General features: G+C 70.1%; 20 protein-coding genes, 2 tRNA genes and 1 pseudogene. 12 read left to right on the top strand and 11 right to left on the bottom strand.

The window, feature by feature from the left end; all coding sequences use genetic code 11:
• Positions 1 to 95: 95 nt before the first annotated feature.
• The 5 genes from aroA to Aco03nite_RS54035 all read left to right on the top strand — a co-directional run bounded on the left by aroA (position 96) and on the right by Aco03nite_RS54035 (position 4737).
• Positions 96 to 1397 (top strand): 3-phosphoshikimate 1-carboxyvinyltransferase, encoded by a 1302-nt coding sequence (gene aroA / locus Aco03nite_RS11980; protein WP_239145078.1) that lies wholly within the window; start codon positions 96 to 98, stop codon positions 1395 to 1397.
• Complete coding sequence (rsgA, locus tag Aco03nite_RS11985; protein WP_203795160.1) at positions 1384 to 2490, top strand: ribosome small subunit-dependent GTPase A; 1107 nt, start codon at positions 1384 to 1386, stop codon at positions 2488 to 2490. The genes aroA and rsgA overlap by 14 nt, the downstream gene beginning before the upstream one ends.
• Before the next feature lie 69 nt (positions 2491 to 2559).
• Complete coding sequence (gene hisN, locus Aco03nite_RS11990) at positions 2560 to 3360, top strand: histidinol-phosphatase (protein ID WP_203795114.1); 801 nt, start codon at positions 2560 to 2562, stop codon at positions 3358 to 3360.
• A gap of 39 nt (positions 3361 to 3399) precedes the next feature.
• Complete coding sequence (locus Aco03nite_RS11995; protein WP_203795115.1) at positions 3400 to 3942, top strand: DUF5709 domain-containing protein; 543 nt, start codon at positions 3400 to 3402, stop codon at positions 3940 to 3942.
• Between the two features lie 69 nt (positions 3943 to 4011).
• Positions 4012 to 4737, top strand: coding sequence for a carbohydrate-binding protein (locus tag Aco03nite_RS54035; protein ID WP_203795116.1), 726 nt, complete (start codon positions 4012 to 4014; stop codon positions 4735 to 4737).
• 161 nt (positions 4738 to 4898) lie between these two features.
• On the opposite strand, the gene Aco03nite_RS12005 is transcribed toward Aco03nite_RS54035, so the two are convergent.
• Positions 4899 to 5135: a hypothetical protein gene (locus tag Aco03nite_RS12005; RefSeq protein ID WP_239145079.1), complete on the bottom strand. Its 237-nt coding sequence runs from the start codon at positions 5133 to 5135 to the stop codon at positions 4899 to 4901.
• Positions 5136 to 5187: 52 nt separating this feature from the next.
• Here Aco03nite_RS12005 and malQ point away from each other — a divergent pair, with 52 nt between their 5' ends.
• Complete coding sequence (gene malQ, locus Aco03nite_RS12010; RefSeq protein WP_203795118.1) at positions 5188 to 7128, top strand: 4-alpha-glucanotransferase; 1941 nt, start codon at positions 5188 to 5190, stop codon at positions 7126 to 7128.
• Here the strand turns inward: malQ and Aco03nite_RS12015 are convergent.
• The 3 genes from Aco03nite_RS12015 to Aco03nite_RS12025 form a co-directional block, all read right to left on the bottom strand.
• Complete coding sequence (locus tag Aco03nite_RS12015) at positions 7083 to 7421, bottom strand: hypothetical protein (RefSeq protein ID WP_203795119.1); 339 nt, start codon at positions 7419 to 7421, stop codon at positions 7083 to 7085. The genes malQ and Aco03nite_RS12015 overlap by 46 nt on opposite strands.
• A 61-nt stretch (positions 7422 to 7482) precedes the next feature.
• On the bottom strand, positions 7483 to 8715 hold the full coding sequence (locus Aco03nite_RS12020; protein WP_203795161.1) for a DUF1501 domain-containing protein: 1233 nt from the start codon (positions 8713 to 8715) through the stop codon (positions 7483 to 7485).
• 9 nt (positions 8716 to 8724) lie between these two features.
• Positions 8725 to 10263: a DUF1800 domain-containing protein gene (locus Aco03nite_RS12025; RefSeq protein WP_203795162.1), complete on the bottom strand. Its 1539-nt coding sequence runs from the start codon at positions 10261 to 10263 to the stop codon at positions 8725 to 8727.
• 121 nt (positions 10264 to 10384) lie between these two features.
• Between Aco03nite_RS12025 and Aco03nite_RS12030 the strand changes: the two genes are divergently transcribed.
• Together Aco03nite_RS12030 and Aco03nite_RS12035 are read left to right on the top strand one after the other, a co-directional pair.
• Positions 10385 to 11236 carry a spermidine synthase gene (locus Aco03nite_RS12030; RefSeq protein WP_203795120.1) on the top strand — a complete coding sequence of 284 codons (852 nt, stop codon included), beginning with the start codon at positions 10385 to 10387 and terminating at the stop codon, positions 11234 to 11236.
• 159 nt (positions 11237 to 11395) lie between these two features.
• The gene (locus tag Aco03nite_RS12035; protein ID WP_203795121.1) at positions 11396 to 12205 is read left to right on the top strand and encodes a translation initiation factor 2; all 810 of its coding nucleotides are present in this window, start codon (positions 11396 to 11398) and stop codon (positions 12203 to 12205) included.
• Positions 12206 to 12440: 235 nt separating this feature from the next.
• Here Aco03nite_RS12035 and Aco03nite_RS12040 read toward each other — a convergent pair.
• Positions 12441 to 13421: pseudogene (locus tag Aco03nite_RS12040) on the bottom strand (TerC family protein); the annotation flags it as partial.
• Between the two features lie 18 nt (positions 13422 to 13439).
• Positions 13440 to 14183: a pentapeptide repeat-containing protein gene (locus Aco03nite_RS12045; protein ID WP_203795123.1), complete on the bottom strand. Its 744-nt coding sequence runs from the start codon at positions 14181 to 14183 to the stop codon at positions 13440 to 13442.
• A 297-nt stretch (positions 14184 to 14480) separates the two neighbouring features.
• On the opposite strand from Aco03nite_RS12045, the gene Aco03nite_RS12050 reads away from it, so the two are divergent.
• The 3 genes from Aco03nite_RS12050 (at position 14481) to Aco03nite_RS12060 (ending at position 17068) form a co-directional block, all read left to right on the top strand.
• The gene (locus Aco03nite_RS12050; protein WP_239145080.1) at positions 14481 to 15746 is read left to right on the top strand and encodes a lamin tail domain-containing protein; all 1266 of its coding nucleotides are present in this window, start codon (positions 14481 to 14483) and stop codon (positions 15744 to 15746) included.
• A gap of 141 nt (positions 15747 to 15887) precedes the next feature.
• Positions 15888 to 15961 (top strand) — tRNA-Met (locus tag Aco03nite_RS12055).
• A 336-nt stretch (positions 15962 to 16297) separates the two neighbouring features.
• Positions 16298 to 17068, top strand: coding sequence for a calcium-binding protein (locus tag Aco03nite_RS12060; RefSeq protein WP_203795124.1), 771 nt, complete (start codon positions 16298 to 16300; stop codon positions 17066 to 17068).
• A gap of 300 nt (positions 17069 to 17368) precedes the next feature.
• Here the strand turns inward: Aco03nite_RS12060 and Aco03nite_RS12065 are convergent.
• The 3 genes from Aco03nite_RS12065 to Aco03nite_RS12075 all read right to left on the bottom strand — a co-directional run bounded on the left by Aco03nite_RS12065 (position 17369) and on the right by Aco03nite_RS12075 (position 21619).
• Positions 17369 to 17442 (bottom strand) — tRNA-Met (locus Aco03nite_RS12065).
• 64 nt (positions 17443 to 17506) lie between these two features.
• Positions 17507 to 20461 (bottom strand): UPF0182 family membrane protein, encoded by a 2955-nt coding sequence (locus Aco03nite_RS12070; RefSeq protein WP_373872596.1) that lies wholly within the window; start codon positions 20459 to 20461, stop codon positions 17507 to 17509.
• A gap of 129 nt (positions 20462 to 20590) precedes the next feature.
• Entirely contained in the window at positions 20591 to 21619 is a 1029-nt protein-coding gene (locus Aco03nite_RS12075; RefSeq protein WP_203795126.1) for a YlbL family protein, read from the bottom strand.
• A 158-nt stretch (positions 21620 to 21777) separates the two neighbouring features.
• Between Aco03nite_RS12075 and Aco03nite_RS12080 the strand changes: the two genes are divergently transcribed.
• Complete coding sequence (locus Aco03nite_RS12080; RefSeq protein WP_507762612.1) at positions 21778 to 22944, top strand: zinc-dependent metalloprotease; 1167 nt, start codon at positions 21778 to 21780, stop codon at positions 22942 to 22944.
• Between the two features lie 315 nt (positions 22945 to 23259).
• On the opposite strand, the gene Aco03nite_RS12085 is transcribed toward Aco03nite_RS12080, so the two are convergent.
• Positions 23260 to 23832: a hypothetical protein gene (locus tag Aco03nite_RS12085; protein ID WP_425544595.1), complete on the bottom strand. Its 573-nt coding sequence runs from the start codon at positions 23830 to 23832 to the stop codon at positions 23260 to 23262.
• Between the two features lie 490 nt (positions 23833 to 24322).
• On the bottom strand, positions 24323 to 24853 hold the full coding sequence (locus Aco03nite_RS12090; protein ID WP_203795129.1) for a M48 metallopeptidase family protein: 531 nt from the start codon (positions 24851 to 24853) through the stop codon (positions 24323 to 24325).
• Between the last annotated feature and the right edge of the window lie 78 nt (positions 24854 to 24931).

Genomic DNA, 24931 nt, shown 5'->3' on the forward strand with positions numbered 1-24931 from the left:
CGGCGATGGCGGGATGGGGCGGCGGGGATGACGGGGTGGGGACTTGCCGTGTGTGGGTGGGTGGGGGTGTCGGGGGTGGGCGGCAGAATGGGGGCGTGACTGCTGAACTCCGTCCCTGGCTCGCTCCGTCCTCCACCGGGCCGGTCACGGCTGCCGTGCGGCTGCCCGGCTCCAAGTCGATGACCGCCCGGGCCCTGATTCTGGCCGCGCTCGCTGACGGGCCCTCGGTGATCGAGGCGCCGCTGCGGGCCCGGGACACCGAGCTGATGGCCGCCGGTCTGCGGGCGATCGGTGTCGCGGTGGACACCACCGACGACAGCCGCTGGACGGTGACTCCCGGACCGTTGCGTGGGCCGGCCCGGATCGACGTGGGGCTGGCCGGCACCATCACCCGGTTCCTGCCGGCGGCGGCCGCACTGGCCGAGGGTGTGGTCGAGTTCGACGGCGACCCGCACATGCGCAAGCGGCCGCTGCGCCCGATCGTGGCGGCGCTGCGTGCGATCGGCGTGACGATCGACGCGTCGCCGATCGACGGCCTGCCGCTGACCGTGCACGGGTCGGGTGCGGTCGAGGGCGGCACGGCGGTGATCGACGCGTCGGCGTCCAGCCAGTTCGTCTCGGGTCTGCTGCTGTCCGCGGCCCGGTTCACCAAGGGCCTGACGCTGCGGCACGAGGGCCCGCCGGTGCCGAGCGCCCCGCACCTGCGGATGACCACGCACATGCTGCGGGCGGCGGGTGTGGTGGTCGACGACAGCGTGCCGGACGTGTGGACGGTCGAGCCGGGACCGCTGAGCGGCCGCACCTGGACGATCGAGCCGGACCTGTCCGGGGCGGCGCCGTTCTTCGCGGCGGCCGCGGTCACCGGTGGCGCGGTCACCCTGGCCGGGTGGCCGGCGCAGAGCTGGCAGCCGGTGGAGCAGGCGATCGGGATCTTCCGGTCGCTGGGCGCCGAGGTCACCCGATCGGCGGAGGGCCTGACCGTGCGGGGCACCGGCACGCTGCGCGGCATCACCGCCGACCTGTCCGAGGTGGGCGAGCTGACCCCGGTGGTGGCGGCGCTGGCCGCGCTGGCCGAGGGGCCGTCCGAGCTGCGCGGGGTGGAGCACATCCGGGGCCACGAGACGGACCGGATCACCGCGCTCGCCACCGAGCTGGGCAAGGTGGGCGCCCGGGTGACCGAGTTCCCGGACGGGCTGCGGATCGAGCCGGGGCCGCTGCGCGGGGCCGCCTTCGAGACCTACGCCGACCACCGGATGGCGCACGCGGCCGCGGTGATCGGACTCTCCGTGCCGGGCGTCGACCTCACCGACGTAGGTTGTACGTCGAAGACGTTGCCCGAGTTCCCGGAACTCTGGGCGGGACTCGTGGCGAACGGAGTTGGATCTGCCTCCGCGTAAACGGGAGTACGACGAGGACGACGTCCGGATTCGTCCGGGTAAGTCGTCCCGGCCGCGTACCCGGACCCGACCGAAACACGACGATGCCGTCGACGCCCTGGTCATCACCGTGGACCGGGGCCGGTACGGCTGTGTCCGCGAGGACACCGGCGACCTCGACGTGATCACCGCGATGCGGGCCCGGGAGCTGGGCCGCAAGTCGGTGGTGGTGGGCGACCGGGTGGCCCTGGTCGGGGACTCGTCCGGTGATGCGGGCACGCTGGCCCGGATCGTGCGGATCAGCGAGCGGACGTCGGTGCTGCGCCGCACCGCGGACGACGACGACACCACTCCGGAGGGCCGGCTGGAGCGGGTGGTGGTCGCCAACGCCGATCAGCTGGTCATCGTGAGCGCGCTGTCCGACCCGCCGCCGCGGACCGGGTTCATCGACAGGTGCCTGGTGGCGGCGTACGACGCGGATGTCGAGCCGTTGCTCTGTCTCACCAAGTCCGATCTGGCCGGCCCGGAGCAGGTGCTGGACTACTACGCCGAGCTGGACCTGCCGTACGTGCTGGTCGGTCCGGGCAGTGATCTGGACGAGTTGCGGGACCGGCTGGCCGGGCGGATCTCGGTAATGGTCGGCCACTCCGGCGTCGGCAAGTCGACGCTTGTCAACCGGCTGGTGCCGGACGCGCTGCGGGCGGTCGGCGTGGTCAGCGCGATCGGCAAGGGCCGGCACACGTCGACAAGCGCGGTGGCCCTGCGACTGCCGTCGGTCGGAAAAGGCGGATCAGTCGATAAAGCCGGCCCGGGCAAAAAGGCCGGCAAGGGGAAGGATCCGGGCTGGATCGTCGACACGCCGGGGATCCGGAGTTTCGGGCTGGCCCACGTGAGTGCGGAGAGCCTGCTGCACGGTTTCCCCGACCTGGTCGAGGGCACCCTGGAGGACCAGCCGAACTGTGGTCACACGGCCGCCGACACCGGCTGCACCCTGGACGCGTGGGTGGCGGATGGCCGGGCCGACGAGCGCCGGCTGGCGTCGTACCGCAGGCTGCTGGCATCGAGGGCCGGCGACGGTGACTGGCGGGACCAGCCCGAGGCCGATCTCAAGTAGGCCCCGAAGTTGATCTCGAATAGGACCGGCGACGGGCGGCGGGCGCGGTTGATGGGCTAACTTTCCGGCATGGCCGGATATGCCGATGATCTTGCGCTTGCCCACATCCTCGCCGACTCGGCCGACGCCATCTCGATGGCGCGGTTCCGGGCGCTGGATCTGAAGGTCGAGTCGAAACCCGACCTGACCCCGGTGTCCGACGCGGACACCGCGGTGGAGAAGGCGATCCGCGCGACGCTGGCCCGGGCCCGGCCGCGGGACGGGGTGCTCGGCGAGGAGTTCGGGCGGACCACCGCGACGGCCGGCCCCGGCAACCGTTACTGGGTGATCGACCCGATCGACGGCACCAAGAACTTCGTCCGCGGCGTGCCGATCTGGGCCACCCTGATCGCGCTGATGGAGGGTGACACCCCGGTCGCCGGGCTGGTCTCCGCCCCGGCGCTGGGCCGCCGCTGGTGGGCCGGGCGCGGGCTGGGCGCCTTCGCCGGCCGCAACCAGCACTCGGCGACCCGGATCAGCGTGTCGTCGGTGCGGAAGATGACCGACGCCAGCTTCTGTTACGCGAGCCTGAACGGCTGGGCCGAGAACGGCCGCCTGGAGCAGATGATGGACATCCTGCTGGGGGTGTGGCGCAGCCGGGCCTACGGTGACTTCTACGGCTACATGCTGCTGGCCGAGGGCGCCCTGGACGCGATGGCCGAGCCGGAGCTGTCGCTGTGGGACATGGCCGCGCTGATCCCGATCGTGACCGAGGCGGGCGGCAAGATCACCGACCTGGACGGACGGCCGACCGCGGACAACAGTTCGGTGGTCGGTACCAACGGCCTGCTGCACGAAAGTGTGCTGACGGCGCTGGCCCGGCGTAACTGACCGGCATGATCGACCTCATCGGTGGGTAGTCGACGGGTCATGCGAGACAACGACTACCCGGCCGAGGTGACCGATCCGGAGGCGTCCGGTCTGCCGGACACCGCCGACGACGATTCCACGGCCTACGACGAGGTCAACAGCTCACGGTGGGCGGACGGGCCGGATCCGGCCGCGCTCGCCGGGACGGGCCCGGGCGGCTCCGGCCGGTTCGGTGACACTCCCGAGGAGGCGCTGCAGGGCGAAGGCCTGGACCGCCGGCTGCGGCAAGAGGAGCCGGACTTCGGCGCCGAGCCGCGGCAGTCGTCCGAGGAGACCGTCGGCAGCTCCGAGGAGCGCGAGTTCGACCGGGACGTGTGGAGCCCCAGCCCCACCTCCGACCCGGACTCGCCGATCTCGCTGTACGACGACGGCCAGCTCGACGGGGACTCGCCCCGGCCGGTCGGCCGCCTGGTCGCGCCGGACGAGGGTTCCGGGTGGGACGACGAGGCGGAGAGTGTCGCCTACGACGCGGGTGCGGCAGGTGGCGGCGCCAGCGCCGAGGAGCTGGCGATGCACGAGACCCGGGCACCGGGATTCGACTGAGCCCGCGCCAGATCACGATCCGGTCACAGGGGCTTGCCGGAGGTGTCGCCGGTTCCGCAGAGTGCCCTCGTGAAGTGGGCGATCGTCATCATGGCACTGGCGGTGACCGGTGCCCCCGCGGTCGCAAAAGCCCCCGCGGTCGCAAAAGCCTCGGCGGTCCAGAAAGCAGACACGGCCGACAAGGTCGTGATCGACGACGACTTCACCACCGGGCCCGACACCGCGGTCTGGTCGGTGGGGTCGGCCCGGCTGGACGGCTCCGGCCGGCTGGTGCTGGGTTCGATGATGCGGACCACGAAGACCTTCGGTCAGGCGTACGGCCGGGCCGAAGTGAAGGTCCTGATGAACCGGGCCGACGAGCCCTGGCGTGCGATCGGGGTCGTCGACGGCGAGGGGCGGAGTCTGGAGGGGACGGTCGACGTGCTCGACGCGTCGCCGGTCGGTGGCGGCGCGTTCCACTCGTACGCGCTCGCCTGGACCCCGACGACGATCACCTGGACGATCGACGGCCACCCGGTGCAGCGGTTCACCCCGGTGACGAAGGTGCCGTACTCGGTGGTGCTGGGGCTGGGCTCGGGCGACCGCCGGTCGTCGGGCATGGTCGTGGACCGGGTGACGGTCACCGTGCGGGTGACTGTCGCCCCGGAGTCGGCGCCGCGGTGGCGGGCGTTCACGGCGTACACGCCCGGCCAGTTCGTCGAGTACGACGACGTGATCTACCGGGTCCGCGAGAAGCACACCTCGTTACCCGGCTGGCAGCCCACCCTGGTGCCGGACCTGTTCAAAAAGGTCTAGGTCCTGTGTGGCAGACCCCGTGGGGCTACGGCGTGGCCCAGGTGGTGGCTGGCGCCAGCCGGACAAAGGCCACATACAACACCGGTATGCGACCTTTGTCCGGCTGGCGCCAGCCACCACCTGGACCTCGCCTCGCTCCCGCGGGGTCTGCCACACAGGACCTAGCGCTTCCGGCGACGGGTGATCAGGTAGACGATCACCACCGCGCCGACCACCACGGCCAGGCAGCAGAACATCCCGAAGAACAGGAAGCCGCCGCCGCCCCGGGACCGGCGCACCGCGGCCAGCGCCGGCTCGGCATCGGCTGCCCAGGCCTGGGCCGGGAACACCACGTTCACGGTCACGACGGCCAGCGCCACGGCGAACCATTTCTTCAGCTTTCCCACCATCTCACTCATGTGCCCCATGCTGGCCGATGTACGCAACGTAATGCCCACGAGGGGGGTTCGGATGGACGCGGATCTGGTGGCCTTGGCCGAGGCGCACGGGGTGGCCACCCGGTACGAGAATTGGCAGCGCCTCGACACCGAGGTGGCCGACGAGTCGGTGATCGGCGTGCTCGGCATGCTGGGTGTCGACGCGAGCACCCCGGCGGCGGTCGAACGGTCGCTGGCCGAGGCCCGGCGCCGGGCCGGTGACGACCGGCTGCCCGCCACGATCGTGCTGCGCGCCGGAGCGGACCGGGAGCTGCCCGCCCCGGCCGAGCTGACATTGGAGGACGGCACCACCCGATCGGTGGACCGGCTGACCGGGGATCTGCCGCTGGGCTGGCACCGGCTGCGCTGCCGGGATCAGGAGGTCACCCTGGTGGTGGTCCCGGTCGAGTTGCCGGAGCCGCCGGACACCTGGGGCTGGATGCTGCAGCTCTACACCCTGCACTCGGCCGGGTCGTGGGGCATGGGCGACCTGGGTGACCTACGGGATTTCGTGACCGGGTCGGCGGGCGCCGGGATGGTGGTGCTGAACCCGCTGCACGCGATCACCCCGGTGGCGCCGGTGCCGGCGTCGCCGTACTCGCCGTCCAGCCGCCGGTTCGCGAACCTGCTGTACCTGCGGATCGCCGACACCGCCGAGTACCAGCGGGCGGATCCGGATCTGCAGAAGCGGGTGGATGATCTGCGGCCGGACACCGCGGAGCTGATCGACTACAACGCGGTTTTCCGGGCCAAGACGGCCGCGCTGGAGTTGCTCTGGCCGCTGGCCGGGCCGGTCGATCTGGACCGGGATCCCGGGCTGACCGACTTCGCCAGGTTCTGTGTGCTCGCCGAGGAGCACGGCGCGGACTGGCGGGAGTGGCCGGAGGAGCTGCGCCGCCCGGACAGTCCGGCGGTACGGGAGCTGCGCGGGGACCGGGTCGGCTTCCACATCTGGGTGCAGGACCTGCTGGAGGCCCAGTTCCAGGGGGTGTTCCGGGAGGCCCGGGACATGCCGATCGGGATCGTCTACGACCTGGCGGTGGCCGTGGAGCCGTCCGGCGCCGACAGCTGGCTGCTCCAGGACGTGCTGGCGATGGACGCCCGGATCGGTGCCCCGCCGGACGCGTTCAACCAGCTCGGCCAGGAGTGGGGTGGGGTGGCGTGGCGGCCGGACCGGCTGGTCGAGACCGGGTACGCCGCCTACCGGGACATGCTGCGGCGGATCTTCGGGTACGCCCGGGGCCTGCGGGTCGACCACGTGATGGGGCTGTGGCGGCTGTGGTGGGTGCCGGCCGGTCTCGGTCCGGCGAAGGGCACGTACGTGCACTACGACCCGGAGGCGATGCTGGGCATCCTGGCGCTGGAGGCGTCCCGGGCCGGTGCCGTGGTGATCGGCGAGGACCTGGGCACGGTTCTGCCGGTGGTGACCGAGGGGCTGCAGCGGACCAACATGCTCGGTTCGGCGGTGCTCTGGTTCACCCGGGACGACGACGGCGGGTACCGCCCGTCCGCCGGTTATCCGCGGAACGCCCTGGCCAGCGTCTCGACCCACGACCTGCCGACGGCGGCCGGGTTCCTGGCCGGTGAGCAGGTCGAGGTCCGCGCCGAGCTGGGCCAGCTGGCCGGCCCGGTGGAGCAGGAGTGGGCGTCCTGGCGCAAGGACCGGGGACAACTGCTGGACCGGTTGCGGGCCGAGAAGCTGCTGCCCGAGGACGCCGATCCGGAGGCCGCGGTGACGGCGATGCACGAGTTCCTGGCCCGGACCCCGTGCCGGCTGGTCACCGCCTCGCTGCACGACGTGCTGCTGGAGCGGCGGCAGCCGAACCTGCCCGGCACCTTCGAGGAGTACCCGAACTGGCGCATCCCGCTCGGCCGGGACCTGACCGAGGTGGTGGCCGACCCGCTGTTCCGGAAGGTGGCCGGGATCCTTCAGAGCCGCAGCGGCTCCGGCGGCGGGTCGTCGTCGATCGCGTAGAGCATCGGGTGCAGCGGCAGGTAGGTGTGCGGTTCCCGGCAGTGTGCCGGGGGCAGCAGTGACGAGCGGTGGACCGGGTGTTCGTGGCAGTGCCGCAGCGCCCGGTTCATCGCGTCCTCGTGGTGGCGCCCGCCGCCGTACTCGCCGCAGCCGGTGCAGTCCCACCGCCAGAACGGCGCGCCCTCGTCGGACAGGCGCCGGCGGATCTGCAGGGGCGGGCGGGCCGGTGGCAGGAACGGCATCGGCGGCCGGCGCCGTGCGTCGATGAGTTCGGCAAGCAGGTTGCTCGACATGGTGTCAGTGTGTATCGCCCCAGGTGTCACTGGATAGGCGTTTTAGCGGATATCGCCGGATTCAGCGAGCGGTGACGATCCCCAGCGCCGACGGCGTCACCCCGGGGAACACCGTGCCGGTGTCGGACACCCCGCACCGGGCCTGCAGGATCTCCCCGATCGCCTGCCGGTAGTCGGTGGTGACGTCCAGATCGCCGTCCCGCAGGCAGCCGCCCGACAGGCCGGGCCAGCGCCCGTACACCTTGCCGCCCTTGACGTTGCCGCCCAGCACGAACATCGCGTTGCCCCAGCCGTGGTCCACCCCGCCCGACCCGTTCTGCGCCACCCGGCGGCCGAACTCGCTGACGGTGACCAGGGTGACCCGGCGCAACGTCTCCGGGCCGAGATCGGCGGCGAACGCGGCCAGCCCGGTGGCGAGCGCCTTGAGCTGGTCGAACATCCACCGGCCGGCGACCGCGGGGCCGAGGTTCTCGTGCATGTCCCAGTCGCCGCAGTCCACCGTCACCGCCCGCAGCCCGGCCCGGGACTTGATCAGCCGGGCGGTGTCCTTCAGCGCCGCGCCGAGGTCGGTGGCCGGGTAGGCCGCGCCGTTCGCCGGCTGATAACCGGCCGCGCGCAGCCCGGACGCGTAGCCGAGCGCATCGGTGAGCTGCCCGGACGTCCGTTTCAGGGCGGCCGGGGCGGACGCGTACAGCCGGTCCATCGTCGCCGCGATCGGCCGGCCCGCCTGTTCGCCGCTGAGCACCGTCCTGTCGATCGAGGTGACGCTGAGGCCGCCGAGCACCCGGGCCGGCATCGCGGTGCCCATCGAGACCGCCTGGAACACCTCGGGTTCGCCGAACATCCCGACCATCCGGTTCAGCCAGCCGGTCCGGGTCCGGGACGCCGGCGCGGCCTGTTCCAGCTGCTCCATCGCCTCGAAGTGCGACCGGTTCGGCGCCGCCTGCCCGGCCGCGTGGATCGCCGCGAGCTGCCCGCCGGTCCAGAGCGGCAGCAGCGGCGCCAGCGCCGGATGCAGACCGAAAAGACCATCAACCCCGATCAATTGCGATTGCGGTACGCCGATCGAGGGCCGCAACGTGTAATAGTCCGCATCGCCGGCCGGGACCACGGCGGACAGCCCGTCGAAACCGCCCCGCAGCGAGAGCAGGACCAGCACGTCCCCGTCGTATCCGGGGTCAGCCGCGTAGGCCAGGCCGGTGTCCGCCACCGCCACCGCCAGCCCCGCGCCGGCCGCCGCGAGCAGCCGCCGCCGGGAGAGCCGGTTCTCCTCGCATCCACATTCGGGTTCCATGCTCACCGTTCACCTCAACGCGAAGGACGGGGCATTCAAGATCATCCCCATCAGGTACGGGTACATCCAGCCGGCCGCCGGATCGTTCGCCTTCAACGGCGACGCCGGGGTCTTGCCGTAGAAATCGGCAAGTGCCTCGATCTGCTTCGCGGTAGGCGCGATTCCGGCCAGCCGGACGGCGGTCCGCTCGATCAGCGCCCCGTACGTGGCGGGCAGCGCCCCGACCATCCCGGTCGCCAGGTTCGCCGGCTTGACCAGCGTGTCCGGCCACCACCCGGCCGCGATGTTCAGGTGGAAGTTCCACCGGACCAGCAGACCGGACGGGGACGCCCAGGCCGCGGCGACGTCCGGATAGCCGTTCGGCGGCGCCCAGCCCAGCGGCGCCTGCCCGGCGTCCCGGGCCATCCAGTAGAGGCTCTCCAGGAACTTGGTCCCACCGGTCGCCGGGCCGTAGCCGAGGGTCCGCACGGTCGCCGCCAGGTCCTCCAGCGGGGTCCGGCACTTGGCCCCGATCGACGCGGCGAACTCCGCCGAGGTGAACAGCGCGCGCAGCACCGGCACGATCGCCGTCCGGTTGTCCAGGTACACCTTCACCAGGGCGGTGACCAGGCTGTCCGGCGGGGTGTCGGAGACGAAACGGACGCACAGCTTGGTGACGATCCGGCGGGCGGTCAGCGGGTGCGTCGCCAGGTGGTCCAGCAGCGCGACGGCGGCCGCCTCACCACCGGCCGCGGTGGCGTTGGCGTGCCGGAAGGAGAGCACCCGGACAGCGCCGGTGGCGTGCTGTGCTCCGTCGTACCGGAAAGCGCCGGTTTTGGTGTCGACCGTCAGCCCGGTGAGCAGGCGCGCCGCGTCCTTGACGTCGGCCTCGGTGTAGCCTTCCCGGCCCACGGTGTGCAGTTCCAGCAGCTCACGGCCGTAGTTCTCGTTCGGGGCGGCCTTGCTGGAGTACCTGTTGTCCAGGTAGGTGAGCATCGCCGGGTGGCGCGCCGACGCCTTCAGCAGGTCCGAGAACTTGCCCAGCGCGTACCGGCGGATCATGGTGTCGTAGTCGATCCGGCTGTCCCAGACGTCACCGTGCGGGCAGGTCACGTTGAGGTGGTTGCTCCAGAAGTCGGCCATCACCTCGAACAGCTGCCGCTCGCTCCAGATCGACCGGGCCACCGCGGCGAAGCCGAGCTGCCACATCGGATCCCACGAGTACTGCTTGAGCGACCCGGCGGCCACCCGGGCCCGGATCTCGGCTGTCGACAGCCGGGCCAGCGGCAGCCGGGCGACCAGGCCGTCGGCCACCCGGTCGTCGATCTTCGACGGGTTCAGCTGACGCTCCAGCCAGGCCGCCGCGCCCAGCTTGCGGATCTCGGCGATCGACGACGGGCTCGGCCCGAACGTGGCCCGGCGCAGCAGGTGCAGCAGCGGGTCGGCGGGCAGGAACGTCGCCGGCGACGGATCGGCCGCGGCGGCCACGGCGGCGGTGGGCGTCCCGGTGGTCACCACGGCGGCCACCCCCACGGCAGCGGTCGAGCCCACCACGGTCCGGCGCGTCATCGTCTTCACGCCGGCAAAGGTCGGTCGTTACCGCTGTGACTTGTGGGTTCCCCGCCCGGGGCAACCGGATCGCTACCCTTCCCCTTGGAGGCAACCGGATCGCTACCCGGATACTGGCCGGATGGCACAGCGAAGGTCGGCACGACGGACCGTGGAGACGGTGGCTTCCGGGACGGCCGAACTGGTGCCCGACCCCGATCGGGACACCGCGTGGACGCTGCTGCTGGACGGCGCCCCGCAGTCGCACGTCGATCTGGCCGACCCCACCCATCTGGAGTTCGAGTACATCCGGCGGATGGCCTCGGCGATCGACCTGGCCGCGCCGGCCGGGCAGCCGCTGCGGGTGCTGCACCTCGGCGGCGGCGCGCTCACCCTGCCGCGCTACGTGGCGGCCACCCGGCCCGGCTCGGCACAGCGGGTGGTCGAGATCGACGGCCCGCTGGTCGAGATGGTGCGCCGGGAGCTGCCGCTGCCCGAGCGGGCCGGCATCCGGGTCCGGGTCGCCGACGCCCGGGCCGCGGTGGAGGGCATGCGCGACGCCGGGTACGACGTGGTGATCCTGGACGTCTTCGCCGGCTCCCGCACCCCCGCCCACCTGGCCTCCGCCGAGTTCGCCCAGCAGGCCGCGCGGGTGCTGGCCCCGGCCGGCATGCTGATCGCGAACGTGGCCGACGGCCCGCCGCTGAAGTACGCCCGCGCCCAGGTCGCCACGATCCGGGCGGCGCTGCCGGAGGCGTGTCTGGTGGCCGACGCCGGTGTGCTGCGCGGCCGCCGGTTCGGCAATCTGGTGGTGGTCGCCGGCCGGATCGCGCCGCCGGTCGCCGAGTTGTCCCGGCGGGCCGCGGGCGACTGGTTCCCGGGCCGGGTGGAGACCGACCTGGATCGCTTCACCGGCGGGGTGGCCCCCGTGCCGGACGCGACGGCGGTACCCTCACCATTACCACCAGACAACCTCTTCAGTAACCGAAAGTAATTACTGAATAGGCTGAAGGTACAACCTTGGTTACCGTCCTGTGTCGTTTTCCCGAGTCGAGGTGTGATCCGCGCCCAGTGACTGGCGACGCCGTCGGTAGCACGTTGTAATCGAGGCGGCCGCGAGTTTCCGTTCGTGGCGAGCACGGGGAAGGCATCCATGTTCCACCAGCACTTCCTGTCCCCCGCGGGCATGGACCTCGGACCGCTGGACGGCGGTGAGCGGGTCCTCTGGCAGGGCAGCTGCGCCGTCGCCGAGTACGCGTTCGACGAGGCGTCCTCGCTGCCGCGCTGGACCCTGCCGGAGGAGACCCAGGTCGTCGTCACGGACCGCCGTGTTCGTTACTCATACGACAACGGGGACGCGCAGAGTAGTGGTGAGCTGTTCTGGCTGTGGCCACAACATCTACGGGTGCAACCGGGGAACCGGGAGACCGGCCGCAACGCCACGGTCACCCAGATCCAGCTCGTCTGCAACGGGCCCGACGGCACCTTCCCGGCGCTCGTCGTCGCCGGTGGCGACCTGAGCAAGGTCAGCGCCGCCGACCACCTGGCCAACACGCTGCGGCAGGCGATCGCCCGGTTCCGGGTGGAGAACGCCGACCTGATCGGGGTGCCCGCGCCGCAGGCCCGGATGCTGTCCCGGCTGGTGATAGGGCCGGAGTTCAGCAACTACCAGGGTGGCGAGGGCCAGACCGTGTCGCTGCTCGGCGCGGTGCCGGTGCCGGCCCCCGAGATCGATGAGCCGGTGGCCCCGATCGCGCCGGTCTCCGGCCCGCACTCGGAACGGCCCGGGGTCGAAGCCGATGCGCTCCGCGCCGAACAGGCCATGCGCGCCGAGCAGGCCCTGCACGAGGAGCCCGATCTGGCGTCCCGGGCGGCGAGCCTGGCCGCGCGGGTGGCGAACCTGGTCTCGCAGGAACCGGACAACGGGCGGGGCGCGAACCTCTCCCAGTTCCTGGACCGCTGAGCTTTCTACTTACTTACGTCGTCGCCGGGACGAAACAGTGCCCGGCGGCGACCCGCTCCTCGTGCACCCGGTGCGCGCGGTCCAGCAACTCCATCAGCTCGGCCTGCTGGCGGACCCGCCGCTTGTACTTCTCCGGCAGCTCGGCGATGCGCCGCTCCTCCACCTGGAGCCGGTGATAGATCTCGTCGCAGTAGGCCGGATCGGTCTCGATGTCGAGGAACTCGTTGGCGTGCCGGCGCGCCGCGGCCATCGCGGTCTTGGCCCGGCCCTTCGGGCTGAGCAGCGACGCGACCACGGTGATCACCAGGACACCGATGATGAACCCGAGTGACGCGGCGGTCGGGATCTCGATCACGTTCACGTGCTCACCGTCGTTGATGAACGGCACGTTGTTCTCGTGCAGCGCGTGCAGGGTCAGCTTCACGCCGATCAGGGCCAGGATCGCGGCCAGCCCGTACGACAGGAACACCAGCCGGTCCAGCAGGCCGTCGATCAGGAAGTACAGCTGCCGGAGCCCGAGCAGGGAGAACGCGGTGGCGGTGAAGACCAGGTAGACGTTCTGGGTGAGCCCGTAGATCGCCGGGATCGAGTCCAGCGCGAACAGGATGTCGGTGCCGCCGATCGCCACCATCACCAGCAGCATCGGGGTCAGCACCCGCTTGCCGTCCTGCACGGTGAAGAGCTTGTCCCCGTCGTACGTGTCCGAGGTCCGCAGGAACCGCCGGGCCAGCCGGATCACGAAGTTGTCCGGCGCCTCGTCCTCGTCGCTCTTGCCCTTCAGCAGGTTGCCCGCGGTGATCAGCAGGATCAGCCCGAACAGGTAGAACACCCAGGCGAACCGATTGATCAGCGCCGCGCCGAGCAGGATGAACCCGGTCCGGGCCAGCAGCGAGAAGACGATGCCGAACAGCAGCACCTTCTGCTGATCGGCGCGGGGCACCTTGAAACTGCCCATCAGCAGCAGGAAGACGAAAAGGTTGTCGACCGACAACGCCTTCTCGGTGACGTAGCCCGCGAAGTACTCGGCGCCCATCGTGGAGCCACCGAACACCCACAGCCCGGCTCCGAACAGGAGCGCGATCGCGATGTAGATCGCCGACCAGCGCGCCGCCTCCGGCAACGTCGGGATGTGCGCCCGCCGCACATGGAAATAGAAGTCGAAAAGCAGTAGAGCGACGATCGCTACGACGGTCAGGACCCACACCACACCGGACACCGGCTGCATCCGCTCATCCTAGGGCTGATCGGGGTCGGTCACCGCGGCACGCAACTGTGACGAGGTAAGGAACAGAACCCCGTTTAGATTCGCGCCCCGCAGATCCGTGCCGCGCATGTCGGCGCCGGTGAAGTCGGCCCGCCGCAGATCCGTGTCGCGCAGATCGGCGCCGATCAGGAGCGCACCCCGGAAACTCGCCCCGCGCAGATCCGCGCCCCGCATCCGGCGCCCGATCAGATGAGCTCCGCTGTGGTCCGGGCCGCGGTGCCCGCTGCGGGCCGCCGCACTGGCACGGCGCAACAACGGCACGACCTTCCTGCGGTACGAGTCCAGATCCAGTTTCCGCGGATCCGGGGTTCCGGCCAGGGCGTCGGTCTCCGCCAGCGCGACACGTAGTTTCGGGTGCAGCCGCCGGGTCTCGTCCAGCTTCAGCGCCTCGGTCAGGTACCACATCAGCTCGTGCAGCTGCCGCACCACCGGGAGCGCCGCGAACATCTCCGCCGCCACCGCCCGGTCCGACCGCCAGTCGCCACCGCGCTCCCGTGTGATGCGCTGCCCCGCCCCGAAACAGACGAACACCACACAACCGGGAAAACCGAGCGGAATCAGCTTCTCGTGGACCGTGCACCGAAAGTCGTCACCCAGATTCCGGCAGGCCCGCCCCGCCGGCTTGTCGACGGCGAAATCGGACGACTTCGAGAAAGCGGGCGCCACACAACAGAGGGCGGCACACCGGGAACAATCGGCAGCGAGTTCGGTCATTTATCCGGTTCCGTATTAGCTGTTGGTTTCGTGTTCGGCGCTTGCTCCGACGAAATGCGGCCGATGACCGAAATCGCCGTGCGTAACTTTACCGGCACCGTCCACTGCAATATTCCTCACGGGCCGCCGAGAGAGACCACATGGGGTGGCACCTGCGGGTAGGGTGCCCAGACGGGAAGACGATGACCTTGCAGGTCGATCCCGATAACGTCGGCGTTCAATACCGATGCGGGTGCCGGACGCTGCCCCATGACGGAGGACCATTCAATGCACGTACGACCGAAAAAGAATCTCGGCGTGAGCGCCGCGGTCGGCTCACTCCTCGCGGGCACGGCACTGCTGTTCCCGACCGCTTCGGCATCAGCCGCCACCGCACCGACGTTCGACATCGTCCCGCTCCGCACCGGTTTCGGTCCGGTCACATTGAGCGGAACCGCCGAGCCGAACGCGACAGTGAATCTGTACGAGTACGCCTATGTCTGGGGCTACAACTACAGCCAGTCGCGTCTCGCCCAGGAGCGGGCGAACAACTACACGACCGGTGGCTACGTCACCACGACGGCCAACTCCAGCGGCCGGTGGACCATCTCGCGGGACCTCGACTCCGGGCACGTGTTCATGGTCGGCACCGCCGACGGCTACTCGCAGATCCGTAAGGCCGCCCTGCGCGTCAAGGCCGACCTCAACGTGACCGCGAGCAACGGCACAGTGAACTTCTCGGTCAACGCCGACCCGTCGCAGCCCGGCCTGCCCGTGGCGATCCAGCGCTACTCGACGTCCGGCGGCTGGAGCACCATCGCCTCCGGCGCCACCGTGCAGGTCGGCAACGCCGCCACCTACACCGGATCGGTCGGCAGCCAGCCGTCCGGCACGTCGTACTACCGCGCGTTCCTCCAGGGCGACGACACCAACTGGGCCGACCAGTCCAACTACATCGTCGCCAACTACTCGGAGAACCAGCCCGCCGGCAACGGCGCCGGCAACGGCACCCCGCCGGGCAACCCGCTGCCCACCCCGGTCTACGACACCGGCACGGTGACCCCGCCGCCGGCGACCTCCTCGCCGACGCCGCGCCCGTCGGCCTCCTCGACGTCACCGACGCCGCGCCCGAGCTCCAGCTCGCCGTCCTCGTCGCCCACGCCGAAGCCGACCACTCCGAAGCCGACGACCCCGGCGCCGTCCGGCCCCGCGGCGGGTTCGGTCCAGTTCACCCGGATCCAGTACAACGCGCCCGGCGTGGACAGGAAGACCAACACGAGCATCAACGGTGAGTACTTCCGTCTGACCAACAAGACGAAGAAGTCCATCAACCTGAAGAGCTGGACGGTGAAGGACGCCGCCGGCAACCTGTACCGCTTCACCACCAACTACACCCTGGCGGCCGGCAAGAGCGTCGTGGTCCGGACCGGCAAGGGCACCAACACCACGGCCACCCGCTACTGGGGCAAGAAGTACCACGTCTGGAACAACAGCGGCGACACCGCCTACCTGCGAACCGACAAGAACAAGCAGATCGACACCTGCAAGTGGACCAAGCCCGGCAAGGGCTACACCACCTGCTGACAACCCGGACCCAAGAAGAGAAGGCCCCGGCGAATCCCGCCGGGGCCTTCTCTCTGAACTGGGAAAACAGCACCCAGACCCCTGAAGCAGGCCCCGTTTTGCAGTACGCGGAGACCGTGCGGTAGGGTTTACACATACCGACGCGGGGTGGAGCAGCTCGGTAGCTCGCTGGGCTCATAACCCAGAGGTCGCAGGTTCAAATCCTGTCCCCGCTACGAGTGCAGAGGGCCTTTGTTCGCGGAAAACGCGAACCGGGGCCCTCTTCGCGTTTCCTGGGGGGCCGAGCCCCCCAGACCCCCGCGTCACGGTGGGCGCTGCTGGCGGCTTGCCGGCGGGTGATGGCCAGGCCTCGCGTGGTCGCCGGCTTGCCGCCGGGATGGGCGTCGCGGGTTGTTTACGGGATGGGCTGTTCCCGGCCACCTGGGTGACACTGAACCAGGAGTTATGGGGAGCGTCGTCTATATAGGCTCCGGTCGACGAATGACGACGATCCGGGGGATCAGATGTTCACGTTCAGCCGTAAGAGAATGGCGGCCGTCGGGGCTGCGGCCATGGCAGCGACCGCCGGTGTGGCCCTGTTCGCCTCGCCGGCGCAGGCCGCCACCGCCGCCACCGCCGCCACGGCAAGGGTGGCCGGTGCCAAAGGTGCCTACGTCACGTTCACCGCCGCCTCCGGTCAGGCCAACTCCCTGGTCATCACCATCTCCGGCCGAACCGTCACGCTCGACGACAAGGTGGCGATCAGGCCCGGCCGGGGCTGCAAAGCGGTCAAGGGCGACAAGACCAAGATCAAGTGCACCACGTCCGGCAAGCCCACCCAGATCAGCGTGAAGCTGGGCGACAGGAACGACACGGTCACCAACCGCAGCGCAACCCGCCTGGTGGCCGACGGCGGCCCCGGCAACGACTTCCTGCGGGGTGGTTCGGTCACCGACTACATCCACGGTGGCACCGGCAACGACACCGTCTTCGGCGGCCCCGGCAACGACACCCTCAACGGTGACGACGGGGTCGACGACGTGCAGGGCGGCAACGGCGACGACCACCTGTTCGGCGGCCGGGGCAACGACAAGATCGAGGGCGGCCCCGGCAAGGACCACATCTACGGCCAGCGAGGCAACGACACCTTGATCGGCGGCACCCTGAACGGCAACGCCCCCGACAGCGACGACGTGATCTCCGGCGGAATCGGCAACGACCTCCTGCTGGGCGGCCCCGGCAACGACACCCTCTACGGAGCCTCAGGCAACGACACCTTGGTAGGCGGCCCCGGCAACGACACCCTCTACGGAGGCGCCGGCCAAAACAAGCTAACCCAATAACCCCCACAAACGTCGAAGGGCCCTCAATCCCGCGGGCCCCTCAACGTCTGCGTCTTGGTGAATGCTGTCGTCGATTGCTGACGGGTTGTCTTTCGGACTGCCTCGAAGCCCCGGGTGCTCAGCGCGCGCTGTCGCAGGGCGGGAGGTTTCGCTCGGCTCCAGCCGATTCCGAGAGACAGCCCGCCGGCAAGCCACCAACAGCGCCCACCGTAACGCGGGGGTCTGGGGGGCTCGGCCCCCCAGGAAACGCGAAGAGGGCCCCGGTTCGCGTTTTCCGCGAACAAAGGCCCTCTGCACTCGTAGCGGGGACAGGATTTGAACCTGCGACCTCTGGGTTATGAGCCCAGCGAGCTACCGAGCTGCTCCACCCCGCGTCGGCATGTGTAAACCCTACCCCACGGTCTCCGGGGGCCGCAAAACGGCCCCCGGAGACGCTCGTCACCCGCTCGGGGTGGGGTTCGGGCTGGCGGACGCCGCCGGGGTCGCCCCGGACTGCTGGGCGGCCTGGAAACGCTTGACGGCGTCGTCCAGGGCCTTCATGGCCGCGCCCTCCGCCGCGAAGTCGCCGGACTGCTTGGCGGCCCGCAGGTCGGCGATGGCCTTGTCGATGGCGGCAGCGGCGGCACCGAGTTCGGTGCTGACGTCGCCGGGCGGCGTGTTGGCCGGTGGTGTGGTGGGTGTCGTGGTGCCCGGCGTCCCGGTTCCCGGGTTGGTGGGGGTGCCGGTGCTGGGTGCGCCGGTCTTACCGAGTTCGGCGAGGGCTTTCAGGCCCTCTTCCAGGCTGTCCTCGAGGACGACGTAGGTGCCGCCGTCGCCGTACGACATCAGCACCTTCTGCAGCAGTGGCGCCGCTCCGGCCTGGCTGCTCCGCACGTACACCGGTTCGACGTACAGGATGTCGTCGGCCAGCGGCAGTGAGATCAGGTTGCCGTAGAGGACTGTCGCCTGGCCGCCGCGGGTGAGCAGGGCCAGCTGTTGCGACACGCTGTAGTTGTTGACCATCCGCTGGTGCACCTGGACGGGCCCGGGCACCACCGTGTCGTCGGGTAGTTCGAGGATCTCCAGCCTGGGTTGCCCGCCGACGTAGGACGCCGAGATCAGGGCCGCCATGTTCTCCCGGTTGAGGGGTGTCACGCCGGCGGTGAGCTGGAATCGGGTCTCGTCCTGCTCGGGCAGTTTGACGTTCAGGTAGTACGGCGGCTGGAACCCGTCCGACGGGGAGTCGGGCGCGTTCGGGACCTGCCAGAAGTCGTCGCCGGAGAAGAACGTCCGCGGGTCGGTGACGTGGAACTTGGTGAGCAGGTTGCGCTGCACCTTGAACAGGTCGGCCGGGTAGCGGAAGTGGTCGGCGAGCGCGGTCGGGATCCGGTCCTTCGGGACGATCAGGTCGCCGCCGAAGGCCTTGTTCCACGCCTTGAGGACCGGGTCCTGGTCGTCGAACTCGTAGAGCGTGACGGTGCCGTCGTACGCGTCGACGGTCGCCTTGACCGAGTTGCGCATGTAGTTGACGTCGTCCCGGGCGAGGGCGAAGGAGCCGGTGCCGGTCAGTTCGTCGCGCGTCTCGGTGGCCAGGTTGATCTTCTGGGCGTACGGGTAGGTCTTCGCCGTCGTGTAACCGTCGAGGATCCAGGTGATCCGCCCGTTGACGACGGCCGGGTACGGGTCGCCGTCGATGGTCAGGAACGGCGCGACCTTGGCCACCCGCTCGCGGGGCTCACGCGTGTACATCAGCTTGGAGTTGCTGTTGACCGCGTCGGAGAGCAGGAAGTTGCTCTCGGTGTTGTGGATCGCGAACACGAGCCGCCGGAAGAACGACCCGATCTCGACGCCGCCCTCACCGGTGTAGGTGTAGAGCACCTCGCCGCTGTTGGTGCTGGCGTCCTGCGGGCGGTCGAACTCGACCTTGCGGCCCTCTTCGGCCTGGCCGACGATCGCGTACTCGCTGGACTGCTCGCCGTAGTAGATCCGGGGCTGCTCGGCCTCGAGCGCCTCGGTCGGGGTGATGCAGGCGCCGGCGCCGGAGTTGTCGCCGCCGCCGATCAGGCCGGAGGCGAAGTACGGCAGGCCGGTGCCGCAGACCTTGTTGGCCGGCGCCGCCACCAGGCCGTAGCCGTGGGTGTAGACGGTGTGCCGGTTGATCCAGTTGCGCTGCTGGGCGGTCAGCTTGTCGTCGTCGATCTCCCGGGCGCCGACCACGTAGTCCTGGGTCTTGCCGTCGATCGTGTAGCGGTCGACGTCCAGTTTCTCGCCGAAGTCGTAGAAACCACGGGACTGCTGGGACTGGGTGAACGCCTGCGAGACGAGCTGCGGGTCGATGATCCGCACGTTCTGCGCGCTGGCGTCGGTCGGCAGTGATTCGACAGGCCGTTCGTTCTTGGCCTGATACTTCGAGACCTCGGTGCCCTCCAGGTCGAACGCCGCCCTGGTGGCATCGATCGATCTTTCGATGTATGGCCGTTGCTTCTCGGCGAGGCTCGGCTTCACCTGGAAGTTCTGCACGGCCAGCGGGTAGATGCCGCCGATCGCGACCGCCGAGATGGCGAGCAGGGCCAGCGAGACACCGGGCCAGACCAGGTTCCGCATGACTGCGTTGGAGAAGACGATGATCGCGATGGCCACGACCACCGAGATGTACGCCAGGATCTCCTTGGCCGGCAGCAACGCGTTGATGTCGGTATAGCCGGCGCCGTACAGCCCCGGGTCCACGTGCTGCTCCAGCAGGAGGGCACGGCGGTCCAGGACGTACGCCACCGCCTTGAGCAGCACGAAGATCGCGACCAACGAGGTCAGGTGGGCCCGGGCCGCGCTGGTCATCCGGTCGCCGACACCCTGCAGGCGTACGCCACCGAAGATGTAGTGCACCGCCAGCGAACCCAGGACCGACAGCACCACCGCGGTGAAGCCGAGACCGAGCAGGTAACGCCAGATCGGGTACTCGAAGATGTAGAAGGAGATGTCGACCTTGAATTCCGGATCGGCGACCCCGAAGGATCCGCCGTTACGGAACAGCATCCAGTCGCTCCACCGGCCCATCGCGGAGAGCCCCGCGAAGAAGCCGATGACCAGACCGGTGACGGAGATCCAGGTGCCCAGACGGGGCGCCAGGATCATTCGGTAACGCTCCAGGGTGGCCTGCTCGGCCGAGTGCGGGCGCAGCAGCGGCCGCAGACGGTACGCCAGGTAGAGGTTGCCGGCGACGACCAGAGTCATTGCCGCGCCGACGACCAGGAACAGGACGAGCTGGGTGAGCAGCACGCCGGAGAAGACGTTCGTCTTCTTGACCTCGTCGAACCACAGGTAGTCGGTGTACGCGTCGATGCCCCACCCGAGGAGCGTGAATAAAATGAAGACCCCGACCAGGACGCCGACGGTGACGCGACCGCGCCGGCTCATCCTCGGTAGAGGACTGTTACGCATGACCAACGTTGGCTCCACACTTCGTCTGGCCGGTGTTTCACCTCAGGGTGTCGCATCCGACTGCTATACGCGGCAGAACTGTCTCCGTCACTACCGGCGTGGGCATCACGACGCCGTGCACGGCTTGGGTGTGCCGCCGGCGACGTAGGTCTCGAGTGCGGTGAGCGCGTCGTCCACCGTGGCCACCTCGGCCATGGTCAGGCCGGGGACGGTGTTGCGCAGCGCCTCCGCGCAGTTGTCCTTGGGAACCAGGAAGAGCGTGGCGCCGTCGCGCTTGGCACCGTTCAGTTTCTGCGGGATGCCACCGATCGCGCCGACGTTGCCGTCGTCGTCGATGGTGCCGGTGCCCGCGATGACCTTGCCGCCGGTCATGTCCTCCGGGCGCATCTTGTCGATGATCCCGAGCGAGAACATCAGGCCGGCGCTCGGCCCGCCGATCTTGTCGAGGTCGATGTTGATCTCGAACGGGTGCGGCTGCTTGGTGTCGATCTCGATGCCGATCCGGGGGGTGCCGTCCTTGGGGTCGGCCTTGGCGGCGATCTTCGCGGTCCCCGCGGTGCCTGCCCGGACGTACGAAATGGTCAGCTCGGTCCCCGCGGGTTTGGCCCGGACCAGGTCGGTGACCTGGCCCGCCTTGGTGATCTGTGTCCCGTCCACCGCGGTGATCACGTCATCCGCTTTCAGCGAACCCTCAGCCGCGCCGCCCGCCGTGACGTTCCGCACGAAAACCTGCACCGGATAGCCCAGTTCGCGCAGGGCGACCGTCTCGGCGCTGGTCTGCGAAGCCTTCCACTCCTGCGCGTTCTGCTCCTGGACCTGCTTCTCGCTCTGGTCCGGCGGATAGATCAACTCGCGGGGCACGACCGCGTCGGAGTCGCTCAGCCAGCCGCGGATCGCCCACACCAGCTCCACCTGTGACTGCACGTTCACCGTGGTGAGACGCAGTTGACCGGTGGATTTCGAGGTGTCGCCCTTGGTGACCTGGATGACCTCGGTGCCGTCGGACGAGCCGAGGGTATCGACGGTGGGCCCGGGCTTGAGCACCACGTAGGGCATCGGTGCGACCATGACACCGGCAGCCAACAGGGCGGTGATCAGGGCGCCGAGGATGACAGTGACTCCGCGACGTCTCATGCGCGTGAGAGTACCCACCCTGTCTGAGTTCTCTCTGAGCTGATACCTCCCTCCGTCCGCTACGGGCTTTTCGCGCGTACCGTGGGGACGTGCCTGATATCCCGTTCGGCTTCTCCCTGCCGGGCGCTCAGCCGCCCGACCCCTCCGACCCGCAGCAGATGCAGCAGTTCATGGCGCAGCTGCAGCAGATGTTCGCCGCACCCGGCAGTGGCCCGGTCAACTGGGACCTGGCCCGGCAGGTGGCCGCAAGCCAGCTGTCGGCGACCGGCGACCCGGCGGTGAACATCCTCGAGCGCCATCAGGTCGAGGAGGCCCTGCGCCTCGCCGACCTCTGGCTCGATCCCGTGTGCTCGCTGCCCAGCGGCATCCGCAAGTCCGTCGCGTGGAACCGCAACGAGTGGATCTACAACACCCTGGACGTGTGGAAGAAGCTGTGCGAGCCGATCGCCGGCCGGATGGTCGGCGCGATGGGCGACCTGGTCCCCGAGGAGGCCCGGGCCCAGCTGGGCCCGATGCAGTCGATGGTCGCCACCCTCGGCGGCGCGCTCTTCGGCGGTCAACTCGGCCAGGCCTTCGGCCAGCTCGCCGCCGAGGTCCTCTCGGCCGGTGACATCGGCCTTCCGCTCGGCCCGGCCGGCACCGCCGCGCTGGTCCCGTCCAACATCAAGGCCTACGGCAACGGGCTGGAACTCCCCGAGGACCAGGTCCGGTTGTACGTCGCTCTGCGCGAGGCCGCACACCAGCGCCTGTTCGGTCACGTCCCGTGGCTGCGCGCGCACGTGCTCAGCGCGGTCGAGGCGTACGCCAACGGCATCACCGTGAACCGGGAGGCGATCGAGGAGGCGATGAGCCGCGTCGACCCGACCGATCCGGAGTCGATGCAGGCCATGGCCCTGGAAGGCATCTTCACGCCGGAGGACACCCCGCAGCAGAAAGCCGGCCTGGCCCGGCTGGAGACGGCGCTCGCGCTGATCGAGGGCTGGGTGGGCCACGTGGTGGACGACGCCGCCGGTGACAGGTTGCCGTCGGTCGCCGCGCTCGGTGAGGCGTTCCGCCGCCGCCGGGCCGCCGGTGGTCCCGCCGAGCAGACCTTCGCCGCGCTGGTCGGCCTGGAGCTGCGACCTCGTCGTCTGCGGGAGGCCGGGGCCCTGTGGTCCGCGGTCACCGAGCAGCGCGGCACCGCCGGCCGGGACGCGCTCTGGGACCACCCCGACCTGCTCCCGACCGACGAGGACTTCGCCGACCCGGCTGCCTTCGCCCGCGGGCGTTCCGACTGGGACATCAGCGAGCTGGACAACCTGGGCGAGGGCCCCAAGGAAGACTGAACCACCCCGGAAGCGCACCGCGAGCCGTCCCGACCGCTCCCGGTGCGCTTCCGGCTTTCCGCGACCCGGCCGGCCCACCAGGTGTGTGCGTGCCCGGCCCACCAGGGGTGCCGCACGCCCGCGCTCGGCGACCCCGCACCGGCACTTCCCCACCCGCCGATGGCAGAAGGCCGCAGCCGTTCGCGGTGCGCGTAGCCGTCGGGGCGCAGATCACATCTCACGGTGTGCCGCGAGGCCGGAAGCCCTGTCGCGGTGCGCCGGGTTTCCTAGGAAGTGCGCCGGGTTTCCCGGGAGGTGCTCCGGGTTTCCGGGAGGTCAGCCGCCCAGGAGGGTTCGGGTGTTCTCCCAGCCCTCCAGGGCCACGTCCAGGCCGGCGAGGTCGGCCGGGCCGCGCAGGCGGCGCCACTGCGGGGTCGAGGTGACCTCGCCCGGCGCCGGGGCTGTCCTGCGCAGCAATGGGGCCGAGGCGCTGTCCAGGTCGTGGTCGGCCAGCCAGTCCGGTGCCGGCAGCCGGGCCGCGACACCGAACAGGCCACCGGGCGGTCCCGCCGGGGACACCGCCACCGCTTTCCCGTCCAAAGGGCGCAAAAGCTTTCCGAGCGTCATTCCCGGTACGTCCGGAGCGTCACCGGCGATCACGGCGGCTTCGTCGAAACCGTCCTTCGCGGCCGCCGCCAGCACCGGCAGCACCGTCGGCGTCGGCACCTGGTAGATCCGGGTACCCGGCCAGGCGATCTCCTCGGCCAGCGCCACGTCGTCGGCGGTGGCCGCGATCGCCGCCTCGGCCGTGGCCAGCCGGGCCAGCAGGTCGACCACGTCCTCGGCCATCGCGGCACGCCAGGCCCGCAGGTCGACCCCGGGCGGGCTCCACGGCACCGGGACCAGCATCACCACCACCACGCGCCGGGTCACGCCGCAACCCTACTCAGCCCCGACCCACAGCCCTCCACCGACAAGGCGAACACTCAGGCAGACAACGGCCCGTTCCCGCGGGCAGGACCGGGAGCGGCCCTCCACCAGCAAGGCGAAGCTCGGCAGACGCCGACCCGCACCGGCGGACGGGGCCCGGGTGGCCCTCCAACAGCGAGGCAAAGCTGGAGAGACGCCGACCCTGCCGCGGACGGGCCCGGCACGGTCCTCCACCAGCAAGGCCCAACTCGGGAGACGGCGGCCCGCGGTGGTGGGTGAGGACTGGCGTGGTCCTTCGGCGGCGAGATGAGCACCTGTGGTGACGGTGGGGTGCTCCGGACGTACCGCAAACCCCGCCGGAGGCGCGACGGCTGCCGGGAGGAAATCGCGGGTCCGGTGTCGCGCATGGTTGTGCTGATCGTCACCGGGTGCGGGCGACGAGTGGGCTTTTTCGGTCAGCGACCCAGTCCTACTCGGCCATCACCAGGGTGCCGGCGGCGGAGACTCCCTCCAGGTAGCCGCGGGCGCGTTCGGCCTTGGGGAAGCGGTTCACCAGGTCCCAGAAGCGGGCGTTGTGGCTGGGGACGACCAGGTGGGCGAGTTCGTGCAGGAGGACGTAGTCGATGACCCAGTCGGGCATCTCCTGGATCCGGTGGGAGATCCTTATGGTCGCGTCGTCGGGGGTGCAGGAGCCCCAGCGGCCGTTCTGGTTCGTGACCCATCGCACACTCGCCGGGGCCACCGCCGCGGCGTGATCGGCCAGGTACCGGGTCGTCAGGCGCCGGGCACGGGCCAGCAGCTCGGCATCGGTGCACCGCAGCCGTTCCTCGCGAGCTTCCAGGCGGGCGAGCATGCGCTCCACCCACTCCGTCTCCTCCGCGCGGGAGAAGCGGTCCGGGATGAGCACCACGACTCGTTCGCCGTCGCGATAGGCGGACACCGTCCGTCGCCGGCGCTGGCTGCGCCGCACTTCCACGACAGGCTTGCGCGCGCGGGCCATTACCGGCTCGCGCGGCCCAGATTCGGGTTCACGTTGAGACGCTAATCCGCCGGACCCCTGTTACCGCAAGAGTACGGA

It is taken from the genome of Actinoplanes couchii (assembly GCF_016862075.1).
Taxonomy (GTDB): Bacteria; Actinomycetota; Actinomycetes; order Mycobacteriales; family Micromonosporaceae; genus Actinoplanes; species Actinoplanes couchii.